Below are 26,477 nucleotides of genomic sequence, written 5' to 3'. Positions count from 1 at the left end.
GACCCCGTTCGCCAGGCGAACAAGAACCGTGGCTACCGGATCGGCTGGCTGATCGCCCTGGCCGGCATCGTCTGCGGCTTCGCGCTGGTGGCGCTGAGGCAGGGCTGACAAGGCGCCGAGCGCCCCACGGCAGGCACGCAAGGAGGCGTCCCATCATGCTGCCCTACGATCGTCGTCTGAAACCGCTTTCGCGCCAGCTGCGCAACGACATGACCGACGCCGAGCGGTGCCTGTGGGCCTGCCTGCGCCGCAAGCAGCTGGGCGGCCTGCAGTTCTACCGGCAGAAGCCGCTGGCTGGCTACATCGTCGATTTCTACTGTGCCGCGGCGCAACTGGTCATCGAGCTGGACGGTTCCCAGCACCATGCGCCGGAGGCCATCGAATACGACCGCCAGCGCACCCGAACGCTGGAGGCGCTGGGGCTGCGGGTGATCCGCTTCGACAACCGGCAGGTGCTGCGGGAGCTGGCGGGGGTGCTGGAGGCGATTCGGGAGGAGCTGGGAATCCCCCCCGGCCCCCCTTTTGCAAAGGGGGGAGTGGGATGGTGCGAGGTCTGATGGTCGGGGGCGTCACCCGCAGCGGCGGAATCCCCCCGGCCCCCCCTTTTGCAAAGGGGGGAGTGGGGCGGTGCGAGGTCTGATGGTCGGGGGCGTCACCCGCAGCGGTGGAATCCCCCCCGGCCCCCCCTTTTGCAAAGGGGGGAGTGGGACGGTGCGAGGTCTGATGGTCGGGGGGCGTCACCCGCAGCGGTGGAATCCCCCCCGGCCCCCCTTTTGCAAAGGGGGGAGTGGGACGGTGCGAGGTCTGATTGTCGGGGGCGTCACCCGCAGCGGTGGAATCCCCCCCGGCCCCCCCTTTTGCAAAGGGGGGAGTGGGACGGTGCGAGGTCTGATGGTCGGGGGGCGTCACCCGTAGCGGTGGAATCCCCCCCGGCCCCCCTTTTGCAAAGGGGGGAGTGGAGCGGTGCGATTCCTGATGTTCAGGCACAGAACGCCATTCGCCAACACGCTGCCGAACCATCTCTGCATTGGCAAAGAGGGCGTAGGTCTGTATGGGCTCCAGGTGTTCAGGCACAGAACACCATTCTCCAGTCCACCACCGAGCCATCCCCCCCCTTTGCAAAAGGGGGGCTAGGGGGGATTCCCTCTACTGCTGCAACGCAGGCCTGCTGTCCTTCCCGGCCGACCAGATGCGGTAGCGCACCTCCACGTCGGCGGGGGCGTAGATCACCAGCGGCAGCCTGCTGTTGTAGCGCACCAGCATCGGCTCGCCGCCGACCGGCACGAAGGCCTGTTTGCGGCTGCCCTCCGGGCAGGCCATCAGGGTGCCGAATGCCGGGCCGACCTTCTCCAGCTCGTAGTAGCCGTAGCCCCAGCCCTCCACCGTCTTCTCCTGCCACTGGCCGCCCAGGCGACGCTGGTTGCAGTCCACCTCCATGGTCTTGCCGGCGATCAGCTCCACCTTGTGGTCGGCCTCGTCCGGCTGGGCCGGCAGGTCGATCACGTGGCGCTGGTAACCCGCGGCAGCGGCCGGGAACGGCTTGAGCGCCTCGGGCGTGGCGGCGCAGGCCGCCAGCGGCAGGCCGATGGCGAGGGCGAACAGGGCAGGGGGGCGAACGATCATGGGCAAGTTCCTTGCGCTGGGGCGTTGCGGGTGAGCCGCATCACGGTAACAGACTGACCGGCCCGGCGTGCCGGGGTTCCATGGCGCAACCTGCGAACTGCGCCATGCCGCGCTGCCGCGTGGCCTCTTTCCGTGGCGCTAGGAACGGGTAGAGTATCGCCACCCGCAACCACCGCGAGAGGAATCCCCATGCCGACCTACGACTACCGCTGCGAAGCCAACGGCCAGGTGTACGAAGTCCAGCACCCGATGGCCCTGAGCCCGAAGACCTGGGGCGAACTGCGCGCCGCCTGCAGCCTGGCGGAAGATGCCTCGATCCCCGACGCCGCCCCGGTGACCAAGCTGCTCGGCGCCTCCGGCGTGGTCAGCAGCCGCGCCCTGAAGAACCCCGAGCCCCCGGCCTGCGCCCGCGGCGGCTGCGCCGGCAACTGCGTCTGAGCGGCGGGCCTGTTCCGTAGGGTGGAGGACTCGCGCAGCGATCCTCCACCGGGCGGCGCCGACCGAGCGCCCCGCCGCCGGGCGTGCTTTTCATGCCCCCATCCCCGGCTTGGGCTATGATGCGCGCCCCCACGCTCCGCCTGGAACATCAGACCATCATGGCCGGCAATACCCTCTACAACGACTTGTCCGGTTATTACGACCTGATGTGCGCCGATATCGACTACCCGGCGCAGAGCCACTGCGTGCACCGGCTGCAGCAGCTGTTCGGCAATGGCGGGCGCCGGCATCTCGACCTGGCCTGCGGCACCGGACCGCATGTCCGCCACTTCATCGACGCCGGTTACGCCAGCAGCGGCCTCGACATCAACCAGCCGATGCTCGACCGCGCCGCCCTGCGCTGCCCGGAGGCGCAGTTCTCCCGCCAGGACATGTGCGCCTTCACCGCGGACGAGCCGCAGGACCTGATCACCTGCTTCCTCTACTCGATCCACTACAGCGGCGGCCTCGACCGGCTGCAGGCCTGCATCGCCACCGCGCACCGCGCCCTGGCCAGCGACGGGCTGTTCTGCTTCAACGCGGTCGACAAGCGTCGGATCGACAACGCCTCCTGCGTGAGCCACAGCGCCCAGCATGAGGACGGCCTGTTCAACTTCAGCTCCGGCTGGAACTACCCCGGCGAGGGCGAGCGGCAGTCGCTGCGGCTGCGCATCGAACGCCGCGTGGCGGACGAGACCCAGGTGTGGCACGACGAACACCCGATGGTCGCGGTGAACTTCGACGAGCTGCAGGCGCTGCTGGAGCCGTACTTCGAGGTGCATGTGTTCGAGCACGATTACCAGAAGCTGATTCCCTGGGATGGCAGCTCCGGGAATGCGCTGTTTGCCTGTGTGAAGCACTGAGGCTTTTCAAGTCAGGTAGGGGCGCTTTTCGCCGCCGCATCGTCCGGCGTAGGGTGGATGGCCACCCCGTGGAAAACTCGCGCAGCGATTTTCCACCAAGCAAGGTGCAGGCTACTTCGCTGGAGCATGCGGCGCTGCGGGTGAACGCGGAGTGTCGAGGGCTGCATTCCCACGCGGAGCGTGGTAACGATCGGGGTCCTGCAAGCGCATGGCCTCAGAAGAAGTGTTTGGGCGCGTTGATGATGCGCTGGTACTTGCGCAGCTCCCGTCGGCCGTTGCGGATATCCAGCAGGAATATCTCCGCGGTGCGCCAGGTCATCATCCACGCGGTGACGGTGACGACCCCCACGGGGATGGTGCCCTCGACGCCCAGCGCCGTGGCCGCCAGCACCAGGGTGATCGCCAGCCCTGCCAGCACCACCCCGCCCAGCCGCTGGGCTCTGATATTGCCTCTGAGCTGTTCGCTCTTTTCCGTAAAGGTATTGCCGATGGCCTGCTGCAGGCGCTCGCGCTCGTCTTGCGGGCAGCTGATTTGCAGCTCCAGTTCGGAGTGATACCAGGCGCTGTCCGACAGGTAGTCCACCAGTTCGGGGCTCAGTCTGGGGTTGTCTGGCGAGGCAAAGGGATTCAGGTAGTCGTGCTGGATCGTCAGGTCGATCTTCTGGCTCATGGCGTACCTTCGCAGGTTCAGGTCGTGGCTGGCGGGCTTGTGTTGATGGTAGACCCGCCGCCAGGCACCAGCTTGGATTCACGTAGGGCGGGTTAGCCGCAGGCGTAACCCGCCGGACAATGCCCAAACCCACGCCGCAACATCGCCGCACAACATGACAGCCCCACCGGCAGCGGCTATCGGACGCCCGTTCCACGCGAGTCAAATGCCCCGCCCTACCTGGCTCGCGAAGCGATTTTCCACCAAGGAAGATTTCTGCAGTCGCCGCCCTACAGGTATTTCTCGATAGTGGATATCAGTTTGTCAAATTCGTTTGATATTACGCCTGTGTACTTTTCGATTGCGTAGTTCCTTATTACTTCCTCTTCTGTTTCTGCTTCTTTAGCGACGTGCTTTGCAATTTTGTGATGGTCTTTTATTTCGTCTCTTTCGAGTAGCCAGTCCATATCTATGTCGTATTTTTCTTGTAGTGCTATCTTGACTTGGGTGTTTTGGAAAACCTCTATTTCCGGTGGGAAGGAGCCGGGGAATGAGAATAAATGTGTCTTTTTGTCTTCGCCAACGTCAGCATCTCTGACTGCAATGGCCTTTTTTCCGGTTTTGTTAAGTATTTGAGTTGCCTCTCGGACTGCGTCCTTGTCTCCAATGTCATGTATGGCTATGGATTTCAGGATTTCCTTTTTTTTGAGTCTTATGATTTCTGTGAGAAGAACCTTTGAAAATATATCCTCAACGCAAATGTCAAGTTCTCTCGAGTGGCCGGATGAGAGGATTGAGCGGATGTGTGAGGCTGATATTTTGTTCTTTATTTCTACGCCTGATTCATTTCTAAGTATTAGTTTTCTGGCCTCGGGAGGTAGTGCGTTCAGTATGACGCTTGAGTGCGTTGACAATATTATTTGATGGCCTCTTCTAAGGCATACGTCAATCAAGTATTTTGCGAACTCGTGCTGGGCGCTTTCGTGTAATGATGTTTCTGGCTCTTCAAGTATGAATAATGATTGCTCGGGCGATGTTTCTAGTTGGTCGATCGTATACAGTATTCTCCCCTCACCAAACCCCATGTTATTTTCGGAATAGGAGTATCCGAGTCTTGAGGCAATCCCTATTTCTGATTCTTTTTCTTTGTGTGAAACACCTTGGAAAGATACGTCGTCATATTTGTGGCCTATTATTTTTGCCATTTTTTTGATGACTTCTTTCTCGATCTCCCGTTTTTCAGTGAACTTGAGAGTGCTTCCTCCGTATACGCTGAGATCTCGTCTCTCAACTTTTGGGATGTATACGGTGAATCCTACGTAGTAACAGTGTCTTTCTGGTTGGCGTTTATATCCAGGCCATGCTGAGTTTGCTCGTGAGACTGTTACTTCTTGTGGCTTTTTGTGGTCATCGGTTTCGTATGTGTAGACTATTTTTGCATCATCTGAAATTGGTTTTGGGTCTGCTGGTGATATTGGGAAAAAATCTTTTATATACTGGCGTTTATACTCTGTTGCAGTGGATGGTTTTTTATAGGCGCAAACAGCTAGCTGGCCAAGAGTGCTCTTTCCAGCTCCGTTTAGTCCGGAAATTGCGGTTATAGGGTAGTCGAGAATTAGGTCAAGGTTTCTGATTCCCCTGAAACCATCAATGTGGATTTTTCTTATGCATGGCCCGAAGTTGCTATATCGGCTCTTCTCGGTATATTTTTTTAAAAGGTCTACTTTGTTGTTGGCCATTTTTGTTCCAAAAAATAAAAACCCCGCACAAGGCGGGGCTTCGGTCCTTTCTACTCGCTGCCCCAAATATCCATTTCAGGTAAAGCGCTCGGTCTTTCGGTCGTCGCCGCCCGGAATCAATCCCAAGCCAACGCCCCACCAGTCTGGTACTCGGTGACGCGAGTCTCGAAGAAGTTCTTCTCCTTCTTCAGGTCCATGATCTCGCTCATCCACGGGAACGGGTTGGTGGTGCCCGGGTACTGTTCCGGCAGGCCGATCTGGGTCAGGCGGCGGTTGGCGATGAACTTGAGGTAGTCCTCCATCATCGCCGCGTTCATGCCCAGCACGCCGCGCGGCATGGTGTCGCGGGCGTATTCGATCTCCAGCTGGGTGCCCTGCAGGATCATCTGGGTCGCCTCGTCCTTCATCTCGGCGTCCCACAGGTGCGGGTTCTCGATCTTGATCTGGTTGATCATGTCGATGCCGAAGTTCAGGTGCATGGACTCGTCGCGCAGGATGTACTGGAACTGCTCGGCGGTGCCGGTCATCTTGTTGCGGCGGCCCATGGAGAGGATCTGGGTGAAGCCGCAGTAGAAGAAGATGCCTTCCAGCACGCAGTAGTAGGCGATCAGGTTCTTGAGGAACTGCTTGTCGGTCTCGACGGTGCCGGTGTTGAACTGCGGGTCGGAGATCGAGCGGGTGTACTTGAGGCCCCAGGACGCCTTCTTCGCGACGCTCGGGATCTCGTGGTACATGTTGAAGATCTCGCCCTCGTCCATGCCCAGCGACTCGATGCAGTACTGGTAGGCGTGGGTGTGGATCGCTTCCTCGAAGGCCTGGCGCAGGATGTACTGGCGGCACTCGGGGTTGGTGATCAGGCGGTACACGGCCAGGGCCAGGTTGTTGGCGACCAGCGAGTCGGCGGTGGAGAAGAAACCGAGGTTGCGCATGACGATGCGGCGCTCGTCCTCGGTGAGGCCGTCCTGGCTCTTCCACAGGGCGATGTCCGCGTTCATGTTGACCTCTTGCGGCATCCAGTGGTTGGCGCAGCCGTCGAGGTACTTCTGCCAGGCCCAGTCGTACTTGAACGGCACCAGCTGGTTGAGGTCGGCGCGGCAGTTGATCATGCGCTTCTCGTCGACGCGCACGCGGGCGGCGGCGCCTTCGAGGTCTTCCAGGCCTTCGCGGATGTCCAGCTCGTTGAGCGCGGCCTTGGCGCGGGCCACGGCGGCGGAGTCGTCGGCGGTGACGGCGCGGGCGTCGTGGGCGAAGGCGTCGCCGGCGCTGTCCAGCTTGTCGAGGGTTATCGGCGCAGCGCTCTCGCTGGCGGCAGCGGCCGGCTTGGCGGCTACGGTTTCCTCGGTATCGAATTCATCCCAGCTCAGCATGGTGCTTGCTCCTGATTGGGGGACCGGGGCAGGCCGGTCGAAGGTGTTCGGTAGCCCCTCTCCCGGCGGGAGAGGGGCGTGCGGCTTACTGGCAGGCTTCGCAATCCGGGTTGTCGATGCTGCACGCCTGCGGCACCGGCGCCGGCTTCGGCTCGGTCTGCGAAATCGACGGATTGCCTGCGGCCGAGGTATCTCCAGCAGACACGGCGTTGAGCTTGCCGGTGGTGATGGTCGACTTCTCGGTGCTGGTGGCGGCCAGCGCGCGGAGGTAGTAGGTGGTCTTCAGACCGCGGAACCAGGCCATGCGGTAGGTCACGTCGAGCTTCTTGCCCGAGGCGCCGGCGATGTACAGGTTCAGCGACTGGGCCTGGTCGATCCACTTCTGGCGGCGGCTGGCGGCCTCGACGATCCACTTGGTCTCGACTTCGAAGGCGGTGGCGTACATCGCCTTGAGGTCGGCCGGGATGCGTTCGATCTGCTGCACGGAGCCGTCGTAGTACTTGAGGTCGTTGACCATCACCGGGTCCCACAGGCCGCGGGCCTTGAGGTCGTGGACCAGGTAGGGGTTGATCACGGTGAACTCGCCGGACAGGTTCGACTTCACGTACAGGTTCTGGTAGGTCGGCTCGATCGACTGCGACACGCCAACGATGTTGGAGATGGTCGCGGTCGGCGCGATGGCCATGATGTTGGAGTTGCGCATGCCCTTCTGCACGCGGGCGCGGATCGGCGCCCAGTCCAGGGTGCTGGAGCGGTCGACCTCGATGTACTTGGCGCCACGCTGTTCGGCGAGGATGTCCAGCGAGTCGATCGGCAGGATGCCCTGGCTCCACAGCGAGCCGTCGAAGGTCGAGTAGGCGCCGCGCTCGTCGGCCAGGTCGCAGGAGGCCTGGATGGCGAAGTAGCTGATGGCCTCCATCGACTGGTCGGCGAAGGCGATGGCGTCTTCGGAACCGTAGGCGATGTGCTGCAGGTACAGGGCGTCCTGGAAGCCCATGATGCCCAGGCCCACCGGACGGTGCTTGAAGTTGGCGTTCTGCGCCTGCGGCACGCTGTAGTAGTTGATGTCGATGACGTTGTCGAGCATGCGCACGGCGGTCTTCACGGTGCGCGCCAGCTTGGCGGTGTCCAGCTTGCCATCGACGATGTGGTTGACCAGGTTGATCGAACCCAGGTTGCACACCGCGATCTCGTCGGCGTTGGTGTTGAGGGTGATCTCGGTGCACAGGTTGGAGCTGTGCACGACACCGACGTGCTGCTGCGGGCTGCGCAGGTTGCACGGGTCCTTGAAGGTCAGCCACGGGTGGCCGGTCTCGAACAGCATCGACAGCATCTTGCGCCACAGGTCCTTGGCCTTGATGGTCTTGTGCAGCTTGAGCTTGCCGTACTGGGTCAGGGCTTCGTAGTACTCGTAGCGCTCCTCGAAGGCCTTGCCGGTCAGGTCGTGCAGGTCCGGCACGTCGGACGGGGAGAACAGGGTCCAGTCGCCGTCCTCGAACACGCGCTTCATGAACAGGTCGGGAATCCAGTTCGCGGTGTTCATGTCGTGGGTGCGGCGACGGTCGTCACCGGTGTTCTTGCGCAGCTCGAGGAATTCCTCGATGTCCAGGTGCCAGGTTTCCAGGTAGGCGCACACCGCGCCCTTGCGCTTGCCGCCCTGGTTGACCGCCACGGCGGTGTCGTTGACCACCTTGAGGAAGGGCACGACGCCCTGGCTCTTGCCGTTGGTGCCCTTGATGTAGGAGCCCAGCGCGCGCACCGGGGTCCAGTCGTTGCCCAGGCCGCCGGCGAATTTCGACAGCATGGCGTTGTCGTGGATGGCGTTGTAGATGCCCGACAGGTCGTCCGGAACGGTGGTCAGGTAGCAGCTGGACAGCTGCGGACGCAGGGTGCCGGCGTTGAACAGGGTCGGGGTCGACGCCATGTAGTCGAACGACGACAGCAGGTTGTAGAACTCGATGGCGCGCGCCTCGCGGTCCTGCTCCTCGATGGCCAGGCCCATGGCGACGCGCATGAAGAACACCTGCGGCAGCTCGAAGCGGATGTCGTTCTTGTGCAGGAAGTAGCGGTCGTAGAGGGTCTGCAGGCCGAGGTAGGTGAACTGCTGGTCGCGCTCGTGATCCAGCGCGGCGCCCAGGCGGGCCAGGTCGAATTCGCGCAGTTTCGGGTCGAGCAGCTCGAACTCGATGCCCTTGTCGACGTACACGGCCAGCGCCTTGGCGTACAGCCCGGCCATCTCGTGGTGGGTGGCGCGCTCGGCGATGCCGAGGAAGCCCAGGGCTTCGGCGCGCAGGGTGTCCATCAGCAGGCGGGCGGTGACGAAGGAGTAGTTCGGCTCGCGCTCGACCAGGGTGCGCGCGGTCATCACCAGGGCGGTGTTGACGTCCTTCTCGGACACGCCGTCGTAGAGGTTCTTCAGGGTCTCGCGCTGGATCAGCGCGCCGTCGACCTCGGCCAGGCCTTCGCAGGCCTCGGCGATGATGGTCTGCAGGCGGCCGAGATCCAGCGGGGTCTTCTCGCCGTTGGCCAGGGTGACGCGGATGCTCGGGTGCGGCTGGGCCACTTCGCTGGTCGCGGCGGCGCGCTTGCGCTCCTGGGCGCGGGCTTCGCGGTAGATCACGTAGTCGCGGGCGACCTTGTGCTCGCCGGCGCGCATCAGGGCCAGTTCGACCTGGTCCTGGATCTCCTCGATGTGGATGGTGCCGCCGGACGGCATGCGGCGCTTGAAGGTGGCGCTGACCTGCTCGGTCAGGCGCGCCACGGTGTCGTGGATGCGCGACGAGGTGGCAGCGGAGCTGCCCTCCACCGCGAGGAAGGCCTTGGTGATGGCAACGGTGATCTTGTCGTCGGTGTAGGGCACGACGGTGCCGTTGCGCTTGATCACGCGCAGCTGGCCGGGAGCGGTGGCGGCCAGATCCTGGCCGGCGTCGGCCTGGGCGTTCTCGCGAGTGGTGTCGGTGTACATCGGGGACTCCGCAGTTTGGGGTTTCGGACCGGACGCTCGCGCGGTGCGCCTTGGCGGGTCGACCTGCCGCAACACCACGGTGGGCAGGCGGGCAGGCGGCACGGGGCGAGCGTCAGTTAATGACTCTGTTCCGGCTGCGACAGAGCGGTGCGCCGGTCTGTCTGCAGGCTGTTGAAACTACTACATCTTGTGTTTCGTCTTCGCCTGTCTCCGCCCCTCGGGGCGTCGGTCCGGCGTGCGGCAGTGAGGCTAGCAGAGCGGCCGTCCGGGCGGCTGCGGCCTTGTCTCACTACGGCTGTGACGAGGGTCAAAGAGCTGGCGCCTGGTGGTGCCTGAAAAAGCCGAAGGACACTAGATGTAGTGTCCTTCGTGTGCCTGTGGCACAGCATAGTGCGCTCGTTACGAGGGTGCAAACCGCGGCTGTGGATAGTGCTGTGGATAAGCTGTGGGGCTGCTGTGCGCTTCTCCAGGCCCTGCGGTGCAGGCCGCGGCAGTGCTGTCTCTGCGCCGTTCGTCGCCTGCCGTGGACCGTCCTGCAGGTCGGCTCGGGTGGCGAAGGGCGCGCAAATTAACACAATATCTAGTATGTGGGCAGGCTTGGAAAAATGCCCCGATTGTGCGATGCGCCTCAGTCGGCGGCGACCGCCACCAGGCTCAGCAGGCGCTCTTCACGGACGGCGAACTGGCCGTCCAGGCAGCGTCCCTGGCGCCATTCGCCGTCCAGGTCCTCGCGCAGCTGCAGGCGCACCCGGCCGTCGCCGGCCTGCTCGACCAGCGCGGCGGCGTGGAACCAGAAGCGCCGGCCGACCAGCGGGTAGAGGGCCTTGAACAGGCTTTCCTTGAGCGAGAAGCACAGGGTCAGGTGCAGGCCGCGCTCGGCCTCGGGCAGGCGGCGGAAGTGCGCCAGTTCGTCGGCGGTGAGGATCTCGCCGGCCAGGCGCTCGGCGCGGTCGCTGCCCAGCAGGCGCTCGGCGTCCAGGCCGAGGCCGCGCCAGGCGTCCTGGGCGCCGACCAGGGCGGCGGCCCAGCCGTGGCTGTGGGTGATGCTGCCGGTGACCCCGGCCGGCCAGCAGGGCGCGTTGTCGGCGCCACGGGCGGGGTAGCTGGACTGGCCGCAGAGGGCCTGCAGGGCGCTGGCGGCGCACAGGCGACCGGCGAGGAACTCGCTCTGGCGCTTGCGCGCGGCGCTGGCGATGCCGGCCGGCGCCGCGAGGGCGCAGCGGGCGAAGTCGTCTGCGGCGAGCTGCGCCGGGTCGAAGCGGCAGCTGTGCAGGTGCAGGCCGGGCAGCGCCTGCGGCAGCACCCAGTCGGTGACCGGGGCGCTGCAGCAGGCGGGCAGGGGGAGTGGGGCAGGCATGCGCGCAGTATGGCGCAGGCGCGCGTCGATCAGAAGATGACCTTGTCGCGCAGCTTCTCGGCGGCCTGCTGCAGGGCGAGGATGACCCGCTCCTTGTCGTAGTTCTGGATGCTGTTGGTGTCCAGGTACATGGAGAAGCCGGGCAGCTCGTGCTCCAGGTAGCTGGAGCTGGCGCCGAGGTCGCGGCGGAAGTCGACCACCTGGTAGATCTGCACCGGGCGGGAGAAGCCCTTGACGCTGATCTGGCCCTTGTCGCGGCACATGATCACGTCCTTGATCATCGAGTAGGTCTCGTGGGAGATGAGGATCTCGCCGGACTCGGAGGCGCTTTCCAGGCGGCTGGCGAGGTTCACCTCGCGGCCGATGATGGTGTAGTCCATGCGCGTGTCGGCGCCGAAGTTGCCCACGGTGCAGTAGCCGGTGTTGATGCCCATGCGGATCTCCAGCGGCTTGGTGATGCCCTGGCTGCGCCACTGCTGGCGCAGCACCTTCATGTGCTTGCGCATGGCGATGGCCATGGACACCGCGGCCACGGCGTCCTTCTTGGCGCCCTGGGTGGTGGGGTCGCCGAAGAACACCATCACCGCGTCGCCGATGAACTTGTCGATGGTGCCGCCGTACTTGAGGGCGATCTTCGACATCTCGTTGAGGTAGGTGTTGAGCAGGTCGGTCAGCGCCTCGGCCTCGAGTTCCTCGGACAGCTCGGTGAAGCCCTTGATGTCGGAGAAGAACACGGTGAGCTTCTTGCGCTGGGTCTCCAGGCGCACGCTCTTCTTGCCGCTGAAGATCGATTCCCACACCTGCGGCGACAGGTACTTGGCCAGGTTGCGTGCCAGCCCCGCGGCCTTCTCCTGTTCCTTCTTGATCTCCTCGCGCGCCTGGGCCAGGCGCTGGCCCTGCTCGTGGACGAGGAAGGCGGCGATGCAGACATAGAGGAGGGTGAACAGGATGCTGACCCCGGCCACCAGCGGCGGGGTGTCCAGCTTGAGTTCCGGGCCGATGGCCACGCCCGAGAGCACCGCGCCGATCAGCGCGGCGAGCACGGCGACGACCAGCGAGCGCAGGCCGCCGACGATCAGCGCGGTGAAGGTCAGGGTCAGGGCGAACATCAGGCTCGGCACCAGCGCGTAGCCGAGCAGGCTCATGCCGATGCCGGCATGGGCGGCGTCGATCAGCAGCAGGGCCTGGTCGGTCTGCTCGGGATGGCTGTGCCTGAAGCGCCGGCTGAGGTGGTGGGCCAGGTGCGGGTAGAGCAGGGTGTAGGGCACCAGCCAGAGGATGTCGTAGCCGAAGAACTGGCTGTAGGTGCCGGCGGCGATGCTGGCGGCAGCGGCCAGGTAAGCCAGGGTGCGTGACTGGTATTCGCGCAGGTGGGGGTCCGGCAACTTGTTGACCGAACGCCCGAGAATGGTGAACTTCATCGGGTCGGGGACTTCCCTGACAGGGGCCCGCACCTCTGCTGGGTGCTGCGGGCTGGACAGGCCATGCGGGCAAGGGCATGGCGGACGCCGGATATTAGCCGAGCCGCCCGCCGGGCGCAAAGGAGGCGTGCGTCCTGCGCTCCGGCCTCAGTGGCGCCAGAACGCCGGGGTCAGCACCACCAGGATGGTGACGATCTCCAGGCGGCCGAGCAGCATGCCGACCGACAGCAGCCACTTGGCGCTGTCCGGCAGGCTGGCGAAGTTGCCGGCCGGGCCGATGATCGGGCCCAGGCCCGGGCCGACGTTGCACACCGCGGTGGCGGCGCCGGTCAGCGCGGTGACCCAGTCGAGGCCGAGCAGGGCGAGGCCCAAGGCGATCACGCCGATGGTGATGGTGAAGAAGAACGACAGGGTGATCAGCGAGCGGACGATGTCCTCGTCGATCGGGTGGTTGTTGTACTGCTGCTTGATCACCGCGCGCGGGTGGATCATCTGCTGCAGGTTGGCCTTGAGCATCACGTAGGCGACCTGGAAGCGGAAGATCTTCAGGCCGCCGGCGGTGGAGCCGGAGCAGCCGCCGATGAAGGTCAGGTAGAAGAACATCAGCACGGCGAAGCCGCCCCACAGGGTGTAGTCGCCGAGGGCGAAGCCGGTGGTGGTGACCACCGAGACCACGTTGACGGTGACGATGCGCAGCGCATCCAGCCAGGCGTGCTCGGAGTTGAACCACAGCCAGGTGGCGAAGCCCAGGCAGGTGACCAGCAGGAAGCCGAGGAAGCCGCGCACCTGATGGTCGCGGACGATCGCCTTGCGGTTGCCGCGCAGGAAGGCCACGTAGAGGGTGAACGGCAGGCTGCCGAGCAGCATGAACACCACGGCGACCCAGTGCACCGCCGGCTGCGTCCAGTGCGCCAGCGAGGAGTCGGAGGTGGAGAAGCCGCCGGTGGAGATCGAGGCCATGGAGTGGTTGATCGCCTCGAACGGCGTCATGCCGGCCCACCAGAAGGCGAAGAAGCCGAGGGCGGTGAAGGCGACGTAGATGGCGAGGATGTACTTGGCCACCATGTGCGAGCGCGGCATGACCTTCTCCGACCAGTCGGAGGACTCGGTCTGGAACAGGCGCATGCCGCCGACGCGCAGCAGCGGCAGCACCGCCACCGCCATGCCGATGAAGCCGATGCCGCCCAGCCAGTGCAGCATGGAGCGCCAGATCAGCAGGGCGGGCGAGGCGTTGTCGAGGCCGCTGAGGATGGTCGAGCCGGTGGTGGTGATCCCCGACATGGTCTCGAAGAAGGCGTCGGTGTAGCTGATGTGCTGGATGAACACCATCGGCAGGGCGGCGAACCCGCACACCACCACCCAGCTCGAGGTGGTCAGCATGTACATGTCGCGCGGGCGCAGCTGCAGGTGCTTGGGCTGGCCGGGGAGGACCATGGCCAGGCCGCAGCCGAAGGTGATCAGGGCGGGCCAGACGAAGTCGGAGAGCCGCTCCTCGGCGCCTTTCATGGTCAGCTGGGTGAGGATGGGGATGACCATGCTGGCAGCCAGCGTGATGAGGAAGATGCCCAGGAGGAAGGCGATCATGCGCAGGGTCGACAGGGTCATGGCGGAGTATCACTGGCCGGGGCGGGCGGCATTCTGCGCTCGTCCGCCAGAGCTGTAAACGGCCGTGAATTTTTCTGCCGGACGGCCTTTTCAGGCCGATTCGGCGCTCGCTAGAATCCGCGGCTCCCGCCGGCAGTCGCCGGTTCCTGCGGTGTTGCACCGATGTCCGAAAACAATCCCTGCCTGACGTGCGGCGCCTGCTGCGCGTATTTTCGTGTGTCCTTCTATTGGGGCGAGTGCCGGTCGGCCGGTGGCCTGGTTCCGGACGAGCTGGTCGAGCAGATCAGCCCCCACCACGCCGCCATGCGCGGCACCACCAGCAAGCCGGCGCGCTGCGTCAGCCTGATGGGCGAGGTCGGCTGCGGCGTGCGCTGCACCATGTACGAGCAGCGCTCCTCGGCGTGCCGCGAGTTCGAGGCGTCCTGGGAACACGGCGAGCACAACCCGCGCTGCGACGCCGCCCGCGCCGCCCACGGCCTGCCGCCGCTGACTCCGCCGCTGCAGCCTGACCTGTCGCCCGACCGCGCGGCCTGAGATCCCGGCTAGAATGCCGGCTCCGACCCTTCAAGGAGAATGTCCATGGATGCGCTCGATGCGCTGTTCAACCGTGTCTCGGTGGCCCGCCTGGGCGAGCCGGCGCCCACGCCCGAGCAGCGCGAGCTGCTGCTGCGCGCCGCCCTGCGCGCGCCGGATCACGGCCAGCTGCGGCCGTGGCGCTTCCTGACCATCGAGGGCGAGGCCCGCGAGGCGCTCGGCGAGCTGTTCGCCCGCGCCGAGCTGGCGCGCGATGCCCAGGTGCCGACGGCGGTGCTCGACAAGGTGCGCGCCATGCCGCTGCGCGCCCCGCTGCTGATGGTGGTGATCGCCTGCGTCAGGGAGCATCCCAAGGTGCCGGCGTCCGAGCAGTTGCTGGCCGCCGGCTGCGCGGCGCACGGTATCCTGCTCGCCGCCCACGCCCTGGGGCTGGGCGCGATCTGGCGCACCGGCGAGCTGTCCTACGATCCCACCGTGCACGCCGGTCTCGGCCTGGACGGCAACGAGCAGCTGCTCGGCTTCCTCTATCTGGGCACGCCGCAGGGCGAGCTGCGCACGCCGCAGCCGCTTGAGCCGGCGGAGTTCGTCGCCGCCTGGAACTCAGACCTTTCCGTCGCCGCCCAGGGGTAGTTCGAGGCGGGCGACGAAGCCGCCGTCGGGGTGGTTGGCCAGCACCAGCTGGCCGCCATGGCGTTGTGCCGCGCGGCGGGCGATGGCCAGGCCCAGGCCGTGGCCGGCGCTGGTCTGGCCGGGGGCGCGGAAGAACGGCTCGCCCAGTTGTGCGAGGTGTTCCCCGGCCACCCCCGGGCCATGATCGCGGACTTCCAGCAGCAGGCGTTCGCCGTCGCGGCGCGCGCCGATCTCCAGCGGCTGGTCGGGCGGGTTGAAGCGCAGGGCGTTGCGCAGCAGGTTGTCCAGCGCGCGCTCGAGCAGCTCCGGCCAGCCGGTCAGCTGCAGTCCCGGCTCCATCTCCAGGCGGATCTCCTGCTGCGGCGCCAGCAGGCCCGCATCCTCGCGCAGCTTGCCGAGCAGCGCGGCGAGGTCCACCGTCTGCGGCTGGCTGCTCTCGGCGTCGACCCGCGCCAGCACCAGGATCTCGCTGATCAGCGCCTCCAGGCGGTCGCACTCCTGCACCAGCCGCGGCCACAGGCGTGCGCGTTCCTCGTCGCCGGCGCGCTCGGCCAGCGCCAGGGCGATGCGCAGGCGCGCCAGCGGCGAGCGCAGCTCATGGGAAACGTCGCGCAGCAGCTGGCGCTGGCTGGCGATCAGGTCCTGCAGGCGCGCGCCCATGCGGTTGAAGTCGCGCGCCAGGATGCCCAGCTCGTCGCGCCGCCCGGCCAGGCGCGCCAGGCTGTGCTGCTGGTAGGCGGTCTGGCCGAGATCGTGCACGGCGCCGCGCAGGCGGTTGAGCGGGCGGGTGATCGACAGGGTGAGCAGCGCGCTGAACAGGGTCAGCACCACCACGGCGATGGCCAGCGCGCTGACCGGCCACAGCAGGCTGTCGCGCTGCCAGCCGGCCAGCTCGGCGTGCGGGATGCGGTAGATGAACAGGTAGGTCTGCCCGCTGGCGGCGCTGGTCTGGTCCTCGGTCAGCCGCCGCCAGGGCAGGCGGTGGCCTTCGCGGCGCGCCTCGAAGGCCGCCGCGCGGGGCGGGAAGGTGCCGCGCACCAGCGGCTGGCCGGCTTCGTCGAGCACCTGCACGTCGACATGCCGGCGGTGTTTGTGGCGCTCGAGGAGTTCCTGCGCCGCCTGCGGGCCCCTCTGTTCGTAGCGCTCGATCCAGCGGCTGGCCAGGTCGCGCACGCCGGGGTGGCGGGCCAAAATCCAGGCGTCCTGGTTGAGGGCGTGGCCGAGCAGCAGCGACAGGCCGGCCACCAGGGCGATGGCCAGCCAGAACGAGGCGAAGATGCGCCAGAACAGGGTGCGCATGCGCGGGTCCGTGGTCGGAAATGAGGGAAGGGGCGTCCAGCGTGGACGCCCCGTGCGGGATTACTCGGCCTTCTTGTCGCGCTCGGCCTTCCAGGCTTCGAACTCGGCGCGTTCGGCGCGGCGCTTCTCCATCTCGACCTGCAGTTCGTCGAACTTCTTCTGCTGCTCGGGCGTCAGGGTGTCGCGGATGGTCTTCTGCTGCTTGGCGCGGCTGGCTTCCTGCTCCTTGGCCATGGCGGCCTTGTCGGCGGCCGGCAGCTTGTCCAGGTAGCGCTGGTTGATCTCGCGCTGGGTCTGCATGTTCTCGCGCATGGCCTCGCCGACCTTCTGGCGCTGTTCGGGAGTGAGGTCGAGGCCGCGCAGCATGTGGCCGTGGTGGCCGTCGCCGCGCTTGTGGTAGGCGCCGTGGTCATCGCCCATGCCGGGGCCGGCGACGGCCAGGGTGGGCAGGGCGGCGGCGAGGAGCAGGGCGGTCAGGGTCTTGCGCATTGTCTGTTTCCTTCTCGTGGGCGGCTTGGCTTGCCGGATGAGCTCAGTCTAGGGCGCGCAAGGTCAATGGCGGTCAGCCGTGGGTAAAGGCCGGGTAAAGATGCGGGGCTGTCCGCTCAGGGCGCGTAGTAGTAGCCGCGACCGCGGCTGGCGAGGATGCGCGGGCGGCCGTCGGCGTGCGGGCCGAGCTTCTTGCGCAGGTTGCTGACGTGCATGTCCAGGCTGCGGTCGTAGAGGGTCAGCCGGCGGCCGAGGGCGAGCTGGGCCAGGGCCTGCTTGTCCAGCGGCTCGCCGGGCTGCTTGAGCAGCGCCTCGAGGATGTGGCTTTCCGACACGGTGAGGGCGATTTCCTGTTCGCCGAGCATGGCCACGCCGCGGCTCGGGCTGTAGCTGAGGTCGCCCAGCTCCAGGCGGGTGTTGGCGCTCGGGCTGCCGCCGCCCGGCTGCACGCGGCGCAGCACGGCGCGCAGCCGGGCGGTCAGCTCGCGCGGGTCGCACGGCTTGGCCAGGTAGTCGTCGGCGCCCAGTTCCAGGCCGAGGATGCGGTCGAGCGGCTCGCCGCGCGCCGAGAGCATCAGCACCGGCAGCTCGGGGTGCTCGCCGCGCAGTTGCCTGAGCAGCTCCAGGCCGCTGCCGTCGGGCAGCATGACGTCCAGCACCACGGCATCCGGCGCCTGTTCGGCCAGCGCCTGGCGGGCGCTGCCGCCGTCGTGGCAGGCGCGCACCTGGAAGCCCTCCTGGCCCAGCCAGGCGGCCAGCAGGTCGGTCAGCTCGTGGTCGTCGTCGATCAGCAGCAGCTGGCTCATGGCGACTCAGGGCAGGGTCTGGCGGAACGGCTTGACCACTACCTCGGCGTACACGCCGGCGGCGCAGAAAGGGTCGGCCTCGGCCCAGGCACGGGCGGCTTCCAGCGAGTCGAACTCGGCGACGATCAGGCTGCCGGTGAAGCCGGCCGGGCCCGGGTCGTTGCTGTCGATGGCCGGGTGCGGGCCGGCGAGCACCAGGCGGCCGGCGTCCTTCAGGGCGTTGAGGCGCTCGAGGTGGGCCGGGCGGGCGGCCAGGCGGGCCTCGAGGGAGTTGGCGACGTCGCTGGCGATGATGGCGTAGAGCATGGCGGTCCTTGAGTGTTTGGCGGGCGCAGCAGGGGGCAGGGGGCGCGCCTGGCGGCGAATTGTCGTGCGGCGTGCGCCAGAGGCGATGCGAAGGGGGCATAATAACAGACCGCAAAACACGGAAAACCATTGCCCATGTACGCCGACCTGCACTGCCACAGTACCGCCTCCGACGGCATGCTCGCGCCTGCCGCCCTGGTCGAGCGGGCCCACGCGCAGGGCGTCGGGGTGCTGGCGCTGACCGACCACGACACCCTCGACGGCCAGGCCGAGGCGCGCGCCGCGGCCGGGCGGCTGGGCATCGAGCTGGTCAGCGGCATCGAGCTGTCCTGCACCTGGGCAGGGGCGACCATCCATGTGCTCGGCTACGGCTTCGAGGCGGAGGTGGCGCCGCTGGCGAGCGCCATCGATGCCCTGCACGGTGGGCGCTGGGCGCGCGCCGAGGAGATCGCCCGGCGCCTGGCGGCCAAGGGCATGCCGGGCTGCCTGGAGGGCGCGCGGGCGGTGCAGCAGGAACGCGGGGAGAGCGGCAACGCGCCGTCGCGGCCGCACTTCGCCGAATTCATGGTCCGCGCCGGCTACGTCAGGGATCACGCCCAGGCCTTCCAGCGCTGGCTGGGCGCCGGCAAGCTGGGCGACGTCAAGCAGCACTGGCCGACCCTGGAGAGCACCCTGGCGACCCTGCGCGAGGCCGGCGCCTGGATCAGTCTGGCGCATCCCTGCCACTACGACTTTACTCGAACCAAGAGGCGCAAGCTGGTGATGGCCTTCGTCGAGGGAGGCGGCCACGCGCTGGAGGTGTCCAACGGCCCGCAGGTGGACAGCCAGGTCGGCATGCTGGCCAACACCGCCCGCGAGTTCGGCCTGCTGGCCAGCGCCGGCAGCGATTTCCACGGGCCGCGCCAGTGGTCCGAGGTGGGCAGCTACCGGGCGCTGCCCGACGACCTGCCGCTGCTCTGGCCGCGCCTGACCAGGATGGAACACCCGAAGTCCAAGGAACAGTCATGAGCCAATTCTTCCAGATACACGCGGAAAACCCGCAAGCGCGGCTGATCAAGCAGGCCGTGGAGATCGTTCGCCAGGGCGGCGTGATCGTCTACCCGACCGACTCGGCCTATGCCCTGGGCTGCCGGATCGGCGACAAGGCGGCGCTGGACCGCATCCGCCACCTGCGTCGCCTGGACGACAAGCACAACTTCACCCTGGTGTGCCGCGACCTGTCGCAGCTCGGCGAGTACGCCAAGGTCGACACCAGCGCCTTCCGCCTGCTCAAGGCGCACACCCCGGGCCCCTACACCTTCATCCTCGACGCCACCCGCGAGGTGCCGCGCATGCTGCTGCATCCCAAGCGGCGCACCATCGGCCTGCGCGTGCCGGGCAACCCGATCGCCCACGACCTGCTGGCCGAGCTGGGCGAGCCGCTGATGAGCGTGAGCCTGATCCTGCCCGGCGACGAGCACCCGATGAGCGATCCCTACGAGATTCGCGACCGCCTGGAGAAGCTGGTCGACCTGATCATCGACGGTGGCTACGGCAGCCTGGAGGCGTCCACGGTGATCAGCCTGCTGGGCGGCGAGCCCGAGGTGCTGCGCGAGGGCTGCGGCGATCCCGAGCCGTTCCTGGTGCCGGCCTGATGGCGGCGAGGGTTTCCGGTGGCTGACCCGCAACTGCCGAGCGAGGCGTTGGAGCAGGTCGAGGCGCCCGAGCAGCTGCCGCTGGCGCTGGTCTACGGCGAGGCCTTCACCGAGCTGCCGCAGGACCTGTACATTCCCCCGGATGCCCTGGAGGTGTTCCTCGACGCCTTCGAGGGGCCGCTGGACCTGCTGCTCTACCTGATCCGCAAGCAGAACATCGACATCCTCGACATTCCGGTGGCGGAGATCACCCGCCAGTACATGGGCTACGTCGAGCTGATGAAGGCGGTGCGCCTGGAGCTGGCCGCCGAGTACCTGGTGATGGCGGCGATGCTCGCCGAGATCAAGTCGCGCATGCTGCTGCCGCGCTCCAGCGGGGCCGCGGAAGAGGAAGAGGACCCGCGCGCCGAACTGATCCGTCGCCTGCAGGAGTACGAGCGCTTCAAGCAGGCCGCCGAGGAGCTGGACGACCTGCCGCGGGTCGGCCGCGACCTGCAGGTGCCGCTGCTGCCGGCGCCGCAGGCGCGGGCGCGCACCCTGCTGCCGGAAGTGAGTCTGGACGAGGTGCTGCTGGCGATGGCCGAGGTGCTGCGTCGCGCCGAACTGTTCGAGAGCCACCAGGTCACCCGCGAACTGCTGTCGACCCGCGAGCGCATGAGCGAGGTGCTCGAACGCCTGCAGGGCGGCGCCTTCGTGCCCTTCGTCACGCTGTTCGCCGCCGAGGAGGGCAAGCTCGGCGTGGTGGTGACCTTCATGGCCGTCCTCGAGCTGATCAAGGAGAGACTGGTCGAGCTGGTGCAGAACGAGCCGTTCGCGCCCATCCACGTGCGCCTGCGCGGCGCCGTGGCGGAAGAAAGTCTGTTGCTTGAGGAGGTTGCCGAATGAACCTTGCCGATCCGCGCCAGCTGGCGACGGTGCTCGAAGCCATCCTGCTGGCGGCCGGCAAGCCGCTGGCGCTGGAGCGCCTGGCCGAGCTGTTCGACGCGCACGAGCGGCCCTCGCCGAAGCTGCTGCGCGAGGCGCTGGCGGTGCTCGGCGGCTCCTGCCTGGGGCGCGGCTTCGAACTCAGCGAGGTGGCCTCGGGCTACCGCCTGCAGGTGCGCGAGCGCTTCTCGCCCTGGGTGAGCCGGCTGTGGGAGGAGCGTCCGCAGCGCTACTCGCGGGCGCTGCTGGAGACCCTGGCGCTGATCGCCTACCGCCAGCCGATCACCCGCGGCGAGATCGAGGAGGTGCGCGGCGTGGCGGTCAACAGCAACATCATCCGGACCCTGCAGGAGCGTGACTGGATCCGCGTGGTCGGCTACCGCGAGGTGCCCGGCCGGCCGGCAATGTTCGCCACCACCCGCGCCTTCCTCGACCACTTCAACCTGAGGAGCCTCGACGAGCTGCCGCCGCTGGCGGTGCTGCGCGAGTTGGAGCCGCAGCCGCCGGTCGATGACCTCGATCCCGAGGTGCCGGCCGACCTGCAGGCGCGCGCCGACCTGGCCCTGGCCGAGGCCGACGAGGACGATGCGCCGGAGGTGCGCGGCGAAACCAGCTTCCGCAGCCTGCTGGCCGAGCTGGACGCCATGGAGCAGGGCCTGAAGAGCGACTTTGACGATCTGCTGCCGGCGGAAGAGGCCGGCGAGCCGGGCGAGGCCGCGCCAGCCGGCGACTGAGCGCGGCGCCGGTCGCATGCCGGATGCGCGCGCCCGGCCATCGGCGTATCATGCGTGCCCCCCTGATTTGCAGGGACCGCTCACAGCATCCGGTTACACCGGGAGGTGCCCAGAATGAATGAAGAACTGAATCCCGCCGAAGAACAGCGCCCCGTCGGCGAGAAACTGCAGAAGGTGCTGGCGCGCATGGGCGTCGGTTCCCGCCGCGACGTCGAGGAGTGGATCAGCCAGGGCCGCATCAAGGTCAACGGCGCCCAGGCCACCCTCGGCCAGCGCATCGGCGCCAGCGACGCCATCGCCCTCGACGGCCGCCTGCTGCGCCGCGAGGAGGACGAGGTGGTGCGCCGCGTGCTGATCTACAACAAGCCCGAAGGCGAGGTGTGCACCCGCTCCGACCCGGAAGGCCGCCCCACCGTGTTCGACCGCCTGCCGCGGCCGAAGAACGGCCGCTGGATCAACATCGGCCGCCTCGACATCAACACCACGGGCCTTTTGCTGTTCACCACCGACGGCGAGCTGGCCAACCGCCTGATGCATCCCTCCTACGAGATGGACCGCGAGTACGCGGTGCGCGTGCGTGGCGAGGTCACCGACGAGATGCTCGAGAACCTCAAGAACGGCGTGATGCTCGAGGACGGTCCGGCGCGCTTCACCGACATCAAGGAAGCCCCGCAGGGCGACGGCTTCAACCGCTGGTTCCACTGCGTGGTGATGGAAGGGCGCAACCGCGAGGTGCGCCGCCTGTGGGAGTCCCAGGGGCTGGTGGTCAGCCGCCTCAAGCGCGTGCGCTTCGGTCCGGTGTTCCTCACCGCCGACCTGTCGGTCGGCCGCTGGCGCGAGATGGAGCAGGGCGAGGTGGACATCCTCGCCGCTGAAGTCGGCCTCAAGCCGATGGCCCTGCCGGGCATGAAGGGCAAGCTGCGCGAGAAGCTCGACCGCCTGCAGCGCAAGTCGGCCAAGCCGGTGCCCGAGCGCGGTCGCGGTGCGCGCGGCGAGCGCGACGAAGGTCGCGGCCGTGGCCAGGGCAGCGAGCTGGCCGAGCGTCCGGCCGAGGTGCGCGGCAAGCGTCCAGCCAAGGCTCGCGACGAGCGCGGCACGCCGAGCCTGAGCGAGCGCCCGTCGCGCAAGCCCGCCGCCGGCCAGCCGGCCAAGCGCCGTCCGCAGCCGGCGGGCGACGGGCAGCGTCCCGGCTTTCGCCGCAAGTAAGCGTGGCTGAATGAAAAAAGGCGACCTGCGGGTCGCCTTTTTTCTGTCCGGTGCGGGCGGCTCAAATGCCCTGGGGGATTTCCTCGCCGCCGAGGGCCTCGATCAGCTGCGGCAGGAACTCGACGAAGGTCAGCATCATCAGGGTGAAACTGGCGTCCTGCTGGGCCAGGGCGTCGTCGCCGCCGTCCTGCTCGGCCTGTTCCTGTAGCAGGTCCTCGAAGCGCAGGCGCTTGAGCGCCAGCTTGTCGTCGATCAGCAGCGACAGCTTGTCCGACCAGGCCAGGCTCAGCTTGGTCACCAGCTTGCCGGCCGCCAGGTGGTTCTGCACCTCGTCGCTGCCCAGATCCTGGCGCTTGCAGCGCACGATGCCGCCATCCTCGTGGGTGTCGCGCAGCTCGCACTCATCGAGCAGGACGAGGCCGTTGCTGGCGTGCTGGCTCTTCATCCACTCGGTGAAGGTGGCGGTGGGCGCGACCTTGACGCTCAGCGGGCGTACCGGCAGCGAGCCGAGCGCCTCGCGCAGGGTGGACAGCAGGTCCTCGGCCTTCTTCGGGCTGGACGCGTCGACCAGGATCAGGCCCTGCTGCGGGGCGATGGCGGCGAAGGTGCTCTGCCGGCGGATGAAGGCGCGTGGCAGGAAGCTCTGCACGATCTCGTCCTTGAGCTGGTCGCGCTCCTTCTTGTAGACCTTGCGCATCTGCTGCGCCTCGATCTCCTCGATCTTCTCCTTCAGCGCATCGCGCACCACGCTGCCGGGCAGGATGCGTTCCTCCTTGCGCGCGGCGATCAGGAAGAAGCCCTGGCTGGCATGCACCAGTGGCGCGTCGGCGCCCTTGCCCAGCGGGGCGACGAAGCCGTAGGTGGCCAGTTCCTGGCTGGCGCAGGGGCGGGCCGGCTTGCTGGCCAGGGCCGCCTCGAGTTTCTCGGCGTCCAGTTGCAGATCCTGGGTGAGGCGATAGACGAGCAGGTTGCGGAACCACATGGCGGCGGGACACTCCTCAAGCAAAGGAGCGCATTATTCCCCCTCGGGCTTGCGTCGGCCACCGCCGATTGCGCCAAGTGTCTGGTTTGCCTCGAAATTTTTTTTGAAAAAAGCCTTGCCAAGGGGGAGCGGCATCCCTAGAATGCGCACCACTTCGAGAGCAAACGCAAACATGCGAATGCAACTGAATGGGTGATTAGCTCAGCTGGGAGAGCATCTGCCTTACAAGCAGAGGGTCGGCGGTTCGATCCCGTCATCACCCACCACTCTCGAGGTTACGCGCAGCGGTAGTTCAGTCGGTTAGAATACCGGCCTGTCACGCCGGGGGTCGCGGGTTCGAGTCCCGTCCGCTGCGCCATTTTCTCCCTCCCCGAAGTGGCAAATCCAGATTTTCCTCCCCAAAAGTTCAGTGCGGATTCCGCAGCTTGAACTTTTCGTCGTTTCTGCATTCCAAATTTTCCAACCGTGGCAGCGTGGGCGGCAGCCTGATAAGCTCGCGCCTATTCCCAGCCTGCCGCTGTGGTATCCATCATTAAGGAACAAGCATGAAACATCATCGGTTGGCCGCTGCTGTGGCCCTGGTCGGTCTCGTCCTCGCCGGTTGCGACAAGCAGGCCGCGGAGAAGGAGCTGGAGCTCAAGTCGCCGGCGCAGAAGGCCTCCTATGGCATCGGTCTGAACATGGGGCGCAGCCTTGTCCAGGAAGGCATGGACGACCTCGACTCCAAGGCGGTGGCTCTGGGCATCGAGGACGCCCTGGCGAAGAAGGAGCAGCGCCTCACCGACGAGCAGCTCATGGAGGCCTTCAGCTTCCTGCAGAAGCGCTCCGAGGAGCGCATGACCGCCCTGGCTGACGAGAACGCCAAGGCCGGCAAGAAGTTCCTCGAGGACAACGGCAAGCGCGAGGGCGTGGTCACCACCGCCTCCGGCCTGCAGTACGAGGTGCTGAAGAAGGCCGACGGCGCCCAGCCCAAGGCCGACGATGTGGTCAGCGTCCACTACGAGGGCAAGCTGATCGACGGTACCGTGTTCGACAGCTCGGTACAGCGCGGCGCGCCCATCGACCTGCCGGTCGGCGGCGTGATCCCGGGCTGGGTCGAGGGCCTGCAGCTGATGCACGTCGGCGAGAAGTACAAGCTGTACATCCCCAGCGAGCTGGCCTACGGCGCGCAGAGCCCGAGCCCGACCATTCCGGCCAACTCGGTGCTGGTGTTCGAACTGGAGCTGCTGGGGATCCAGAACAAGGCCGAGTGACGGCAGTTCCAAGGCTTTCGCAAACGCCCCGCTGGTCGGGGCGTTTGTGTTTCCGCTGGTAACACTCTTGACGGGCTGGCGCCGGAAAAGCTTGGCGCTCGCTGTGGCGCAGGCTTGTTATGCACATCGGTAATATTTCTCGCGGCCCTGTCAAGCCCTCTCTCGCATCCCCGGTTGCAAATTTTAAGAGTATGATTTGTAAAGACTTTTTTTGTTGAACAAAAAACGTCTGATCTGTCTGGAAGCCTCGCTGCACGGGCATCGGGGGGACTCTTCCAGATATTGTTCACAAGTTTATCCACAGCTTTTGTGGGTAACGCCGCCAAGCCCAGCAACCACGGGGCCTGGCGGGGGATCCGGGCGTGCAGCGTGCCGTCCGGGGCCTGATAAAATGAAATACAAGTGTGATGGAGCGACAAGCGCATGAACGTTCAGGTGATCGAGCGGGAAGGGCAGCCCGAGTACGCCGTGCTGGCGTGGGCCGACTATCAGGAGCTGTTGCGCGCGGCCGGGCGTCTGCCCGCCAGCGCCGCCAGCACGCCGCCGCTGCCGCAGGAGCCGGTCTTTTCCCTAGAGAGCCTGCGCAGTCTGCGCGAGGCGCGCCGGCTGGCGCCGGAGCAACTGGCGCGGGCCGTCGGCATCAGTCCGCACTATCTGGCGCTGATCGAGAGCGGCGAGCGCCAGCCGGACCAGGCGATCGTCCGGGCGCTGGCGCGGCTATTCGCCACGCCGGACGACGGGAGCGCGGGTTGATCCTGCGCATCAGTCGCCAGCACTGGCAGGCGCTGCTCGACGAACTCGACGAGGCGCGCCGCCAGCGCCACCTGTTGACCTACCGCTCGCTGATCGAGCGTCTGCAATTGCCGACCCCGGCGATGACCACCCTGACCGCCGCTCTCGAGCACCTGGCCATGCTCGATGCCCAGGCCGGACAGCCGCTGCGCAGCGCTCTGGTGATCAGCCAGGGCGCCAGCCGCCTGCCCAGGCCGGGCTTCTTCGAGCACGCCAACCGGCTCGGCCGCTTCAGCGGCCCGCCGGATGGCGTCGCCGCCGCCGCCTGGCACGCCGCGGAGGTGGCGCGGGTGTTCGCGCACGATTTCCCGGGGGGCACGCCATGAGGCATCCGCTGTGGTGGTTGCGCACCTTCTGCGGCTATCGGCTGGCCCGCTGGCTGTTCCGTTGGCAGTGGCTGGTGCGCCAGCCGCGCGCCTGGCGCTGGATGGAAGGGCAGTTCGCGCGCATGGCCGGCATGGGCGATGCCGGCGCCCAGGAGTTCTACGGCCACCTGCTGCTGTTCCGTGGCGAGGGCTTGGGGGCGCGCGAAGAAGGACTGCGCCTGCTGCGCCAGGCGGCGGGCCAGGGGCGGCTCAAGGCGGCCTTCCAGCTCGGCGTGCAGGCGCTCAAGGGCAGTCCGCGGCAGGCGCCGGATGCCGCCGAGGCGCTGCGCTGGTGGCGACAGGCCGCCGAGGGCGGTCATCCGCTGGCTGCGCTCAAGCTCGCCGAACTGCTGCGCGAAGGCGCGCCCGGGGTGTCGGCCGATCCGTCGGCTGCCGAGCGGATGGCCGAGCGCGCCCGCCAGCTCGGCCTCTGATGCGCTCTCAGGCGCTGGCGCAC

Annotated in this window: 27 protein-coding genes and 2 tRNA genes; 16 read left to right on the top strand and 13 right to left on the bottom strand. The window is 66.8% G+C overall.

Annotation, left to right across the window (positions count from 1 at the left end):
- The first annotated feature begins 155 nt into the window (after positions 1–155).
- Positions 156–557, top strand: coding sequence for an endonuclease domain-containing protein (locus RA210_RS07575; RefSeq protein ID WP_201485964.1), 402 nt, complete (start codon positions 156–158; stop codon positions 555–557).
- Between the two features lie 589 nt (positions 558–1,146).
- Here the strand turns inward: RA210_RS07575 and eco are convergent.
- Entirely contained in the window at positions 1,147–1,623 is a 477-nt protein-coding gene (gene eco / locus RA210_RS07570) for a serine protease inhibitor ecotin (protein ID WP_201485963.1), read from the bottom strand.
- A gap of 189 nt (positions 1,624–1,812) precedes the next feature.
- Here eco and RA210_RS07565 point away from each other — a divergent pair, with 189 nt between their 5' ends.
- Both RA210_RS07565 and RA210_RS07560 read left to right on the top strand, forming a co-directional pair.
- Positions 1,813–2,061: a zinc ribbon domain-containing protein gene (locus tag RA210_RS07565; RefSeq protein ID WP_201485962.1), complete on the top strand. Its 249-nt coding sequence runs from the start codon at positions 1,813–1,815 to the stop codon at positions 2,059–2,061.
- Positions 2,062–2,219: 158 nt separating this feature from the next.
- Positions 2,220–2,963 (top strand): class I SAM-dependent DNA methyltransferase, encoded by a 744-nt coding sequence (locus RA210_RS07560; RefSeq protein ID WP_201485961.1) that lies wholly within the window; start codon positions 2,220–2,222, stop codon positions 2,961–2,963.
- Positions 2,964–3,177: 214 nt separating this feature from the next.
- On the opposite strand, the gene RA210_RS07555 is transcribed toward RA210_RS07560, so the two are convergent.
- The 7 genes from RA210_RS07555 to RA210_RS07525 all read right to left on the bottom strand — a co-directional run bounded on the left by RA210_RS07555 (position 3,178) and on the right by RA210_RS07525 (position 14,066).
- Entirely contained in the window at positions 3,178–3,633 is a 456-nt protein-coding gene (locus RA210_RS07555; RefSeq protein ID WP_201485960.1) for a hypothetical protein, read from the bottom strand.
- Between the two features lie 269 nt (positions 3,634–3,902).
- Positions 3,903–5,351 (bottom strand): ATP-dependent nuclease, encoded by a 1,449-nt coding sequence (locus RA210_RS07550; protein WP_201485959.1) that lies wholly within the window; start codon positions 5,349–5,351, stop codon positions 3,903–3,905.
- A gap of 116 nt (positions 5,352–5,467) precedes the next feature.
- A complete protein-coding gene (locus RA210_RS07545; RefSeq protein WP_201485958.1) occupies positions 5,468–6,718 on the bottom strand; it encodes a ribonucleotide-diphosphate reductase subunit beta in 1,251 nt (416 codons plus the stop codon).
- A gap of 85 nt (positions 6,719–6,803) precedes the next feature.
- Positions 6,804–9,683 (bottom strand): ribonucleoside-diphosphate reductase subunit alpha, encoded by a 2,880-nt coding sequence (locus RA210_RS07540; protein ID WP_201485957.1) that lies wholly within the window; start codon positions 9,681–9,683, stop codon positions 6,804–6,806.
- A gap of 628 nt (positions 9,684–10,311) precedes the next feature.
- Positions 10,312–11,040: a 4'-phosphopantetheinyl transferase family protein gene (locus RA210_RS07535; RefSeq protein ID WP_201485956.1), complete on the bottom strand. Its 729-nt coding sequence runs from the start codon at positions 11,038–11,040 to the stop codon at positions 10,312–10,314.
- Between the two features lie 29 nt (positions 11,041–11,069).
- Positions 11,070–12,461, bottom strand: coding sequence for an adenylate/guanylate cyclase domain-containing protein (locus tag RA210_RS07530; RefSeq protein WP_201485955.1), 1,392 nt, complete (start codon positions 12,459–12,461; stop codon positions 11,070–11,072).
- 147 nt (positions 12,462–12,608) lie between these two features.
- Complete coding sequence (locus RA210_RS07525) at positions 12,609–14,066, bottom strand: TrkH family potassium uptake protein (RefSeq protein ID WP_136490809.1); 1,458 nt, start codon at positions 14,064–14,066, stop codon at positions 12,609–12,611.
- A gap of 162 nt (positions 14,067–14,228) precedes the next feature.
- Here RA210_RS07525 and RA210_RS07520 point away from each other — a divergent pair, with 162 nt between their 5' ends.
- A complete protein-coding gene (locus RA210_RS07520) occupies positions 14,229–14,600 on the top strand; it encodes a YkgJ family cysteine cluster protein (protein WP_136490810.1) in 372 nt (123 codons plus the stop codon).
- A gap of 45 nt (positions 14,601–14,645) precedes the next feature.
- A complete protein-coding gene (locus RA210_RS07515) occupies positions 14,646–15,230 on the top strand; it encodes a nitroreductase family protein (RefSeq protein WP_201485954.1) in 585 nt (194 codons plus the stop codon).
- On the opposite strand, the gene RA210_RS07510 is transcribed toward RA210_RS07515, so the two are convergent.
- The 4 genes from RA210_RS07510 to RA210_RS07495 form a co-directional block, all read right to left on the bottom strand.
- Entirely contained in the window at positions 15,201–16,529 is a 1,329-nt protein-coding gene (locus RA210_RS07510; RefSeq protein ID WP_201485953.1) for a sensor histidine kinase, read from the bottom strand. The genes RA210_RS07515 and RA210_RS07510 overlap by 30 nt on opposite strands.
- 60 nt (positions 16,530–16,589) lie before the next feature.
- The gene (locus RA210_RS07505; RefSeq protein WP_136490813.1) at positions 16,590–17,018 is read right to left on the bottom strand and encodes a Spy/CpxP family protein refolding chaperone; all 429 of its coding nucleotides are present in this window, start codon (positions 17,016–17,018) and stop codon (positions 16,590–16,592) included.
- A gap of 116 nt (positions 17,019–17,134) precedes the next feature.
- A complete protein-coding gene (locus RA210_RS07500; RefSeq protein ID WP_201485952.1) occupies positions 17,135–17,824 on the bottom strand; it encodes a response regulator transcription factor in 690 nt (229 codons plus the stop codon).
- Positions 17,825–17,830: 6 nt separating this feature from the next.
- On the bottom strand, positions 17,831–18,130 hold the full coding sequence (locus RA210_RS07495; protein ID WP_136490815.1) for a YciI family protein: 300 nt from the start codon (positions 18,128–18,130) through the stop codon (positions 17,831–17,833).
- Positions 18,131–18,265: 135 nt separating this feature from the next.
- Between RA210_RS07495 and RA210_RS07490 the strand changes: the two genes are divergently transcribed.
- From RA210_RS07490 to rluB, 5 genes are all read left to right on the top strand, one after another.
- Entirely contained in the window at positions 18,266–19,138 is an 873-nt protein-coding gene (locus tag RA210_RS07490; RefSeq protein ID WP_201485951.1) for a PHP domain-containing protein, read from the top strand.
- On the top strand, positions 19,135–19,764 hold the full coding sequence (locus tag RA210_RS07485) for an L-threonylcarbamoyladenylate synthase (RefSeq protein ID WP_136490817.1): 630 nt from the start codon (positions 19,135–19,137) through the stop codon (positions 19,762–19,764). Before RA210_RS07490 ends, RA210_RS07485 begins: the two co-directional genes overlap by 4 nt.
- A 147-nt stretch (positions 19,765–19,911) precedes the next feature.
- On the top strand, positions 19,912–20,649 hold the full coding sequence (locus RA210_RS07480; protein WP_201485973.1) for a segregation and condensation protein A: 738 nt from the start codon (positions 19,912–19,914) through the stop codon (positions 20,647–20,649).
- Positions 20,646–21,422, top strand: coding sequence for an SMC-Scp complex subunit ScpB (gene scpB / locus RA210_RS07475; RefSeq protein WP_201485950.1), 777 nt, complete (start codon positions 20,646–20,648; stop codon positions 21,420–21,422). The genes RA210_RS07480 and scpB overlap by 4 nt, the downstream gene beginning before the upstream one ends.
- A 114-nt stretch (positions 21,423–21,536) precedes the next feature.
- On the top strand, positions 21,537–22,628 hold the full coding sequence (rluB, locus tag RA210_RS07470; protein ID WP_201485949.1) for a 23S rRNA pseudouridine(2605) synthase RluB: 1,092 nt from the start codon (positions 21,537–21,539) through the stop codon (positions 22,626–22,628).
- Between the two features lie 61 nt (positions 22,629–22,689).
- Here rluB and rdgC read toward each other — a convergent pair whose 3' ends face one another.
- On the bottom strand, positions 22,690–23,610 hold the full coding sequence (gene rdgC / locus RA210_RS07465) for a recombination-associated protein RdgC (RefSeq protein ID WP_201485948.1): 921 nt from the start codon (positions 23,608–23,610) through the stop codon (positions 22,690–22,692).
- A gap of 190 nt (positions 23,611–23,800) precedes the next feature.
- Here rdgC and RA210_RS07460 point away from each other — a divergent pair.
- From RA210_RS07460 to RA210_RS07435, 6 genes are all read left to right on the top strand, one after another.
- Positions 23,801–23,876, top strand: a tRNA-Val gene (locus tag RA210_RS07460).
- 15 nt (positions 23,877–23,891) lie between these two features.
- Positions 23,892–23,968, top strand: a tRNA-Asp gene (locus RA210_RS07455).
- A gap of 187 nt (positions 23,969–24,155) precedes the next feature.
- A complete protein-coding gene (locus tag RA210_RS07450; protein ID WP_136490822.1) occupies positions 24,156–24,863 on the top strand; it encodes an FKBP-type peptidyl-prolyl cis-trans isomerase in 708 nt (235 codons plus the stop codon).
- Between the two features lie 423 nt (positions 24,864–25,286).
- Positions 25,287–25,616: a helix-turn-helix transcriptional regulator gene (locus tag RA210_RS07445; RefSeq protein ID WP_201485947.1), complete on the top strand. Its 330-nt coding sequence runs from the start codon at positions 25,287–25,289 to the stop codon at positions 25,614–25,616.
- Entirely contained in the window at positions 25,613–25,981 is a 369-nt protein-coding gene (locus RA210_RS07440; RefSeq protein WP_168772540.1) for a hypothetical protein, read from the top strand. Before RA210_RS07445 ends, RA210_RS07440 begins: the two co-directional genes overlap by 4 nt.
- Positions 25,978–26,454 (top strand): sel1 repeat family protein, encoded by a 477-nt coding sequence (locus RA210_RS07435; protein WP_136490824.1) that lies wholly within the window; start codon positions 25,978–25,980, stop codon positions 26,452–26,454. Before RA210_RS07440 ends, RA210_RS07435 begins: the two co-directional genes overlap by 4 nt.
- The last annotated feature ends 23 nt before the right edge of the window (positions 26,455–26,477 follow it).

The organism is Pseudomonas sp. OF001 (assembly GCF_904426495.1).
Classification (GTDB): domain Bacteria; phylum Pseudomonadota; class Gammaproteobacteria; order Pseudomonadales; family Pseudomonadaceae; genus Geopseudomonas.
Note: the sequence above shows the minus strand (reverse complement) of the source record. Positions and strands in the feature narration are given on the sequence as shown.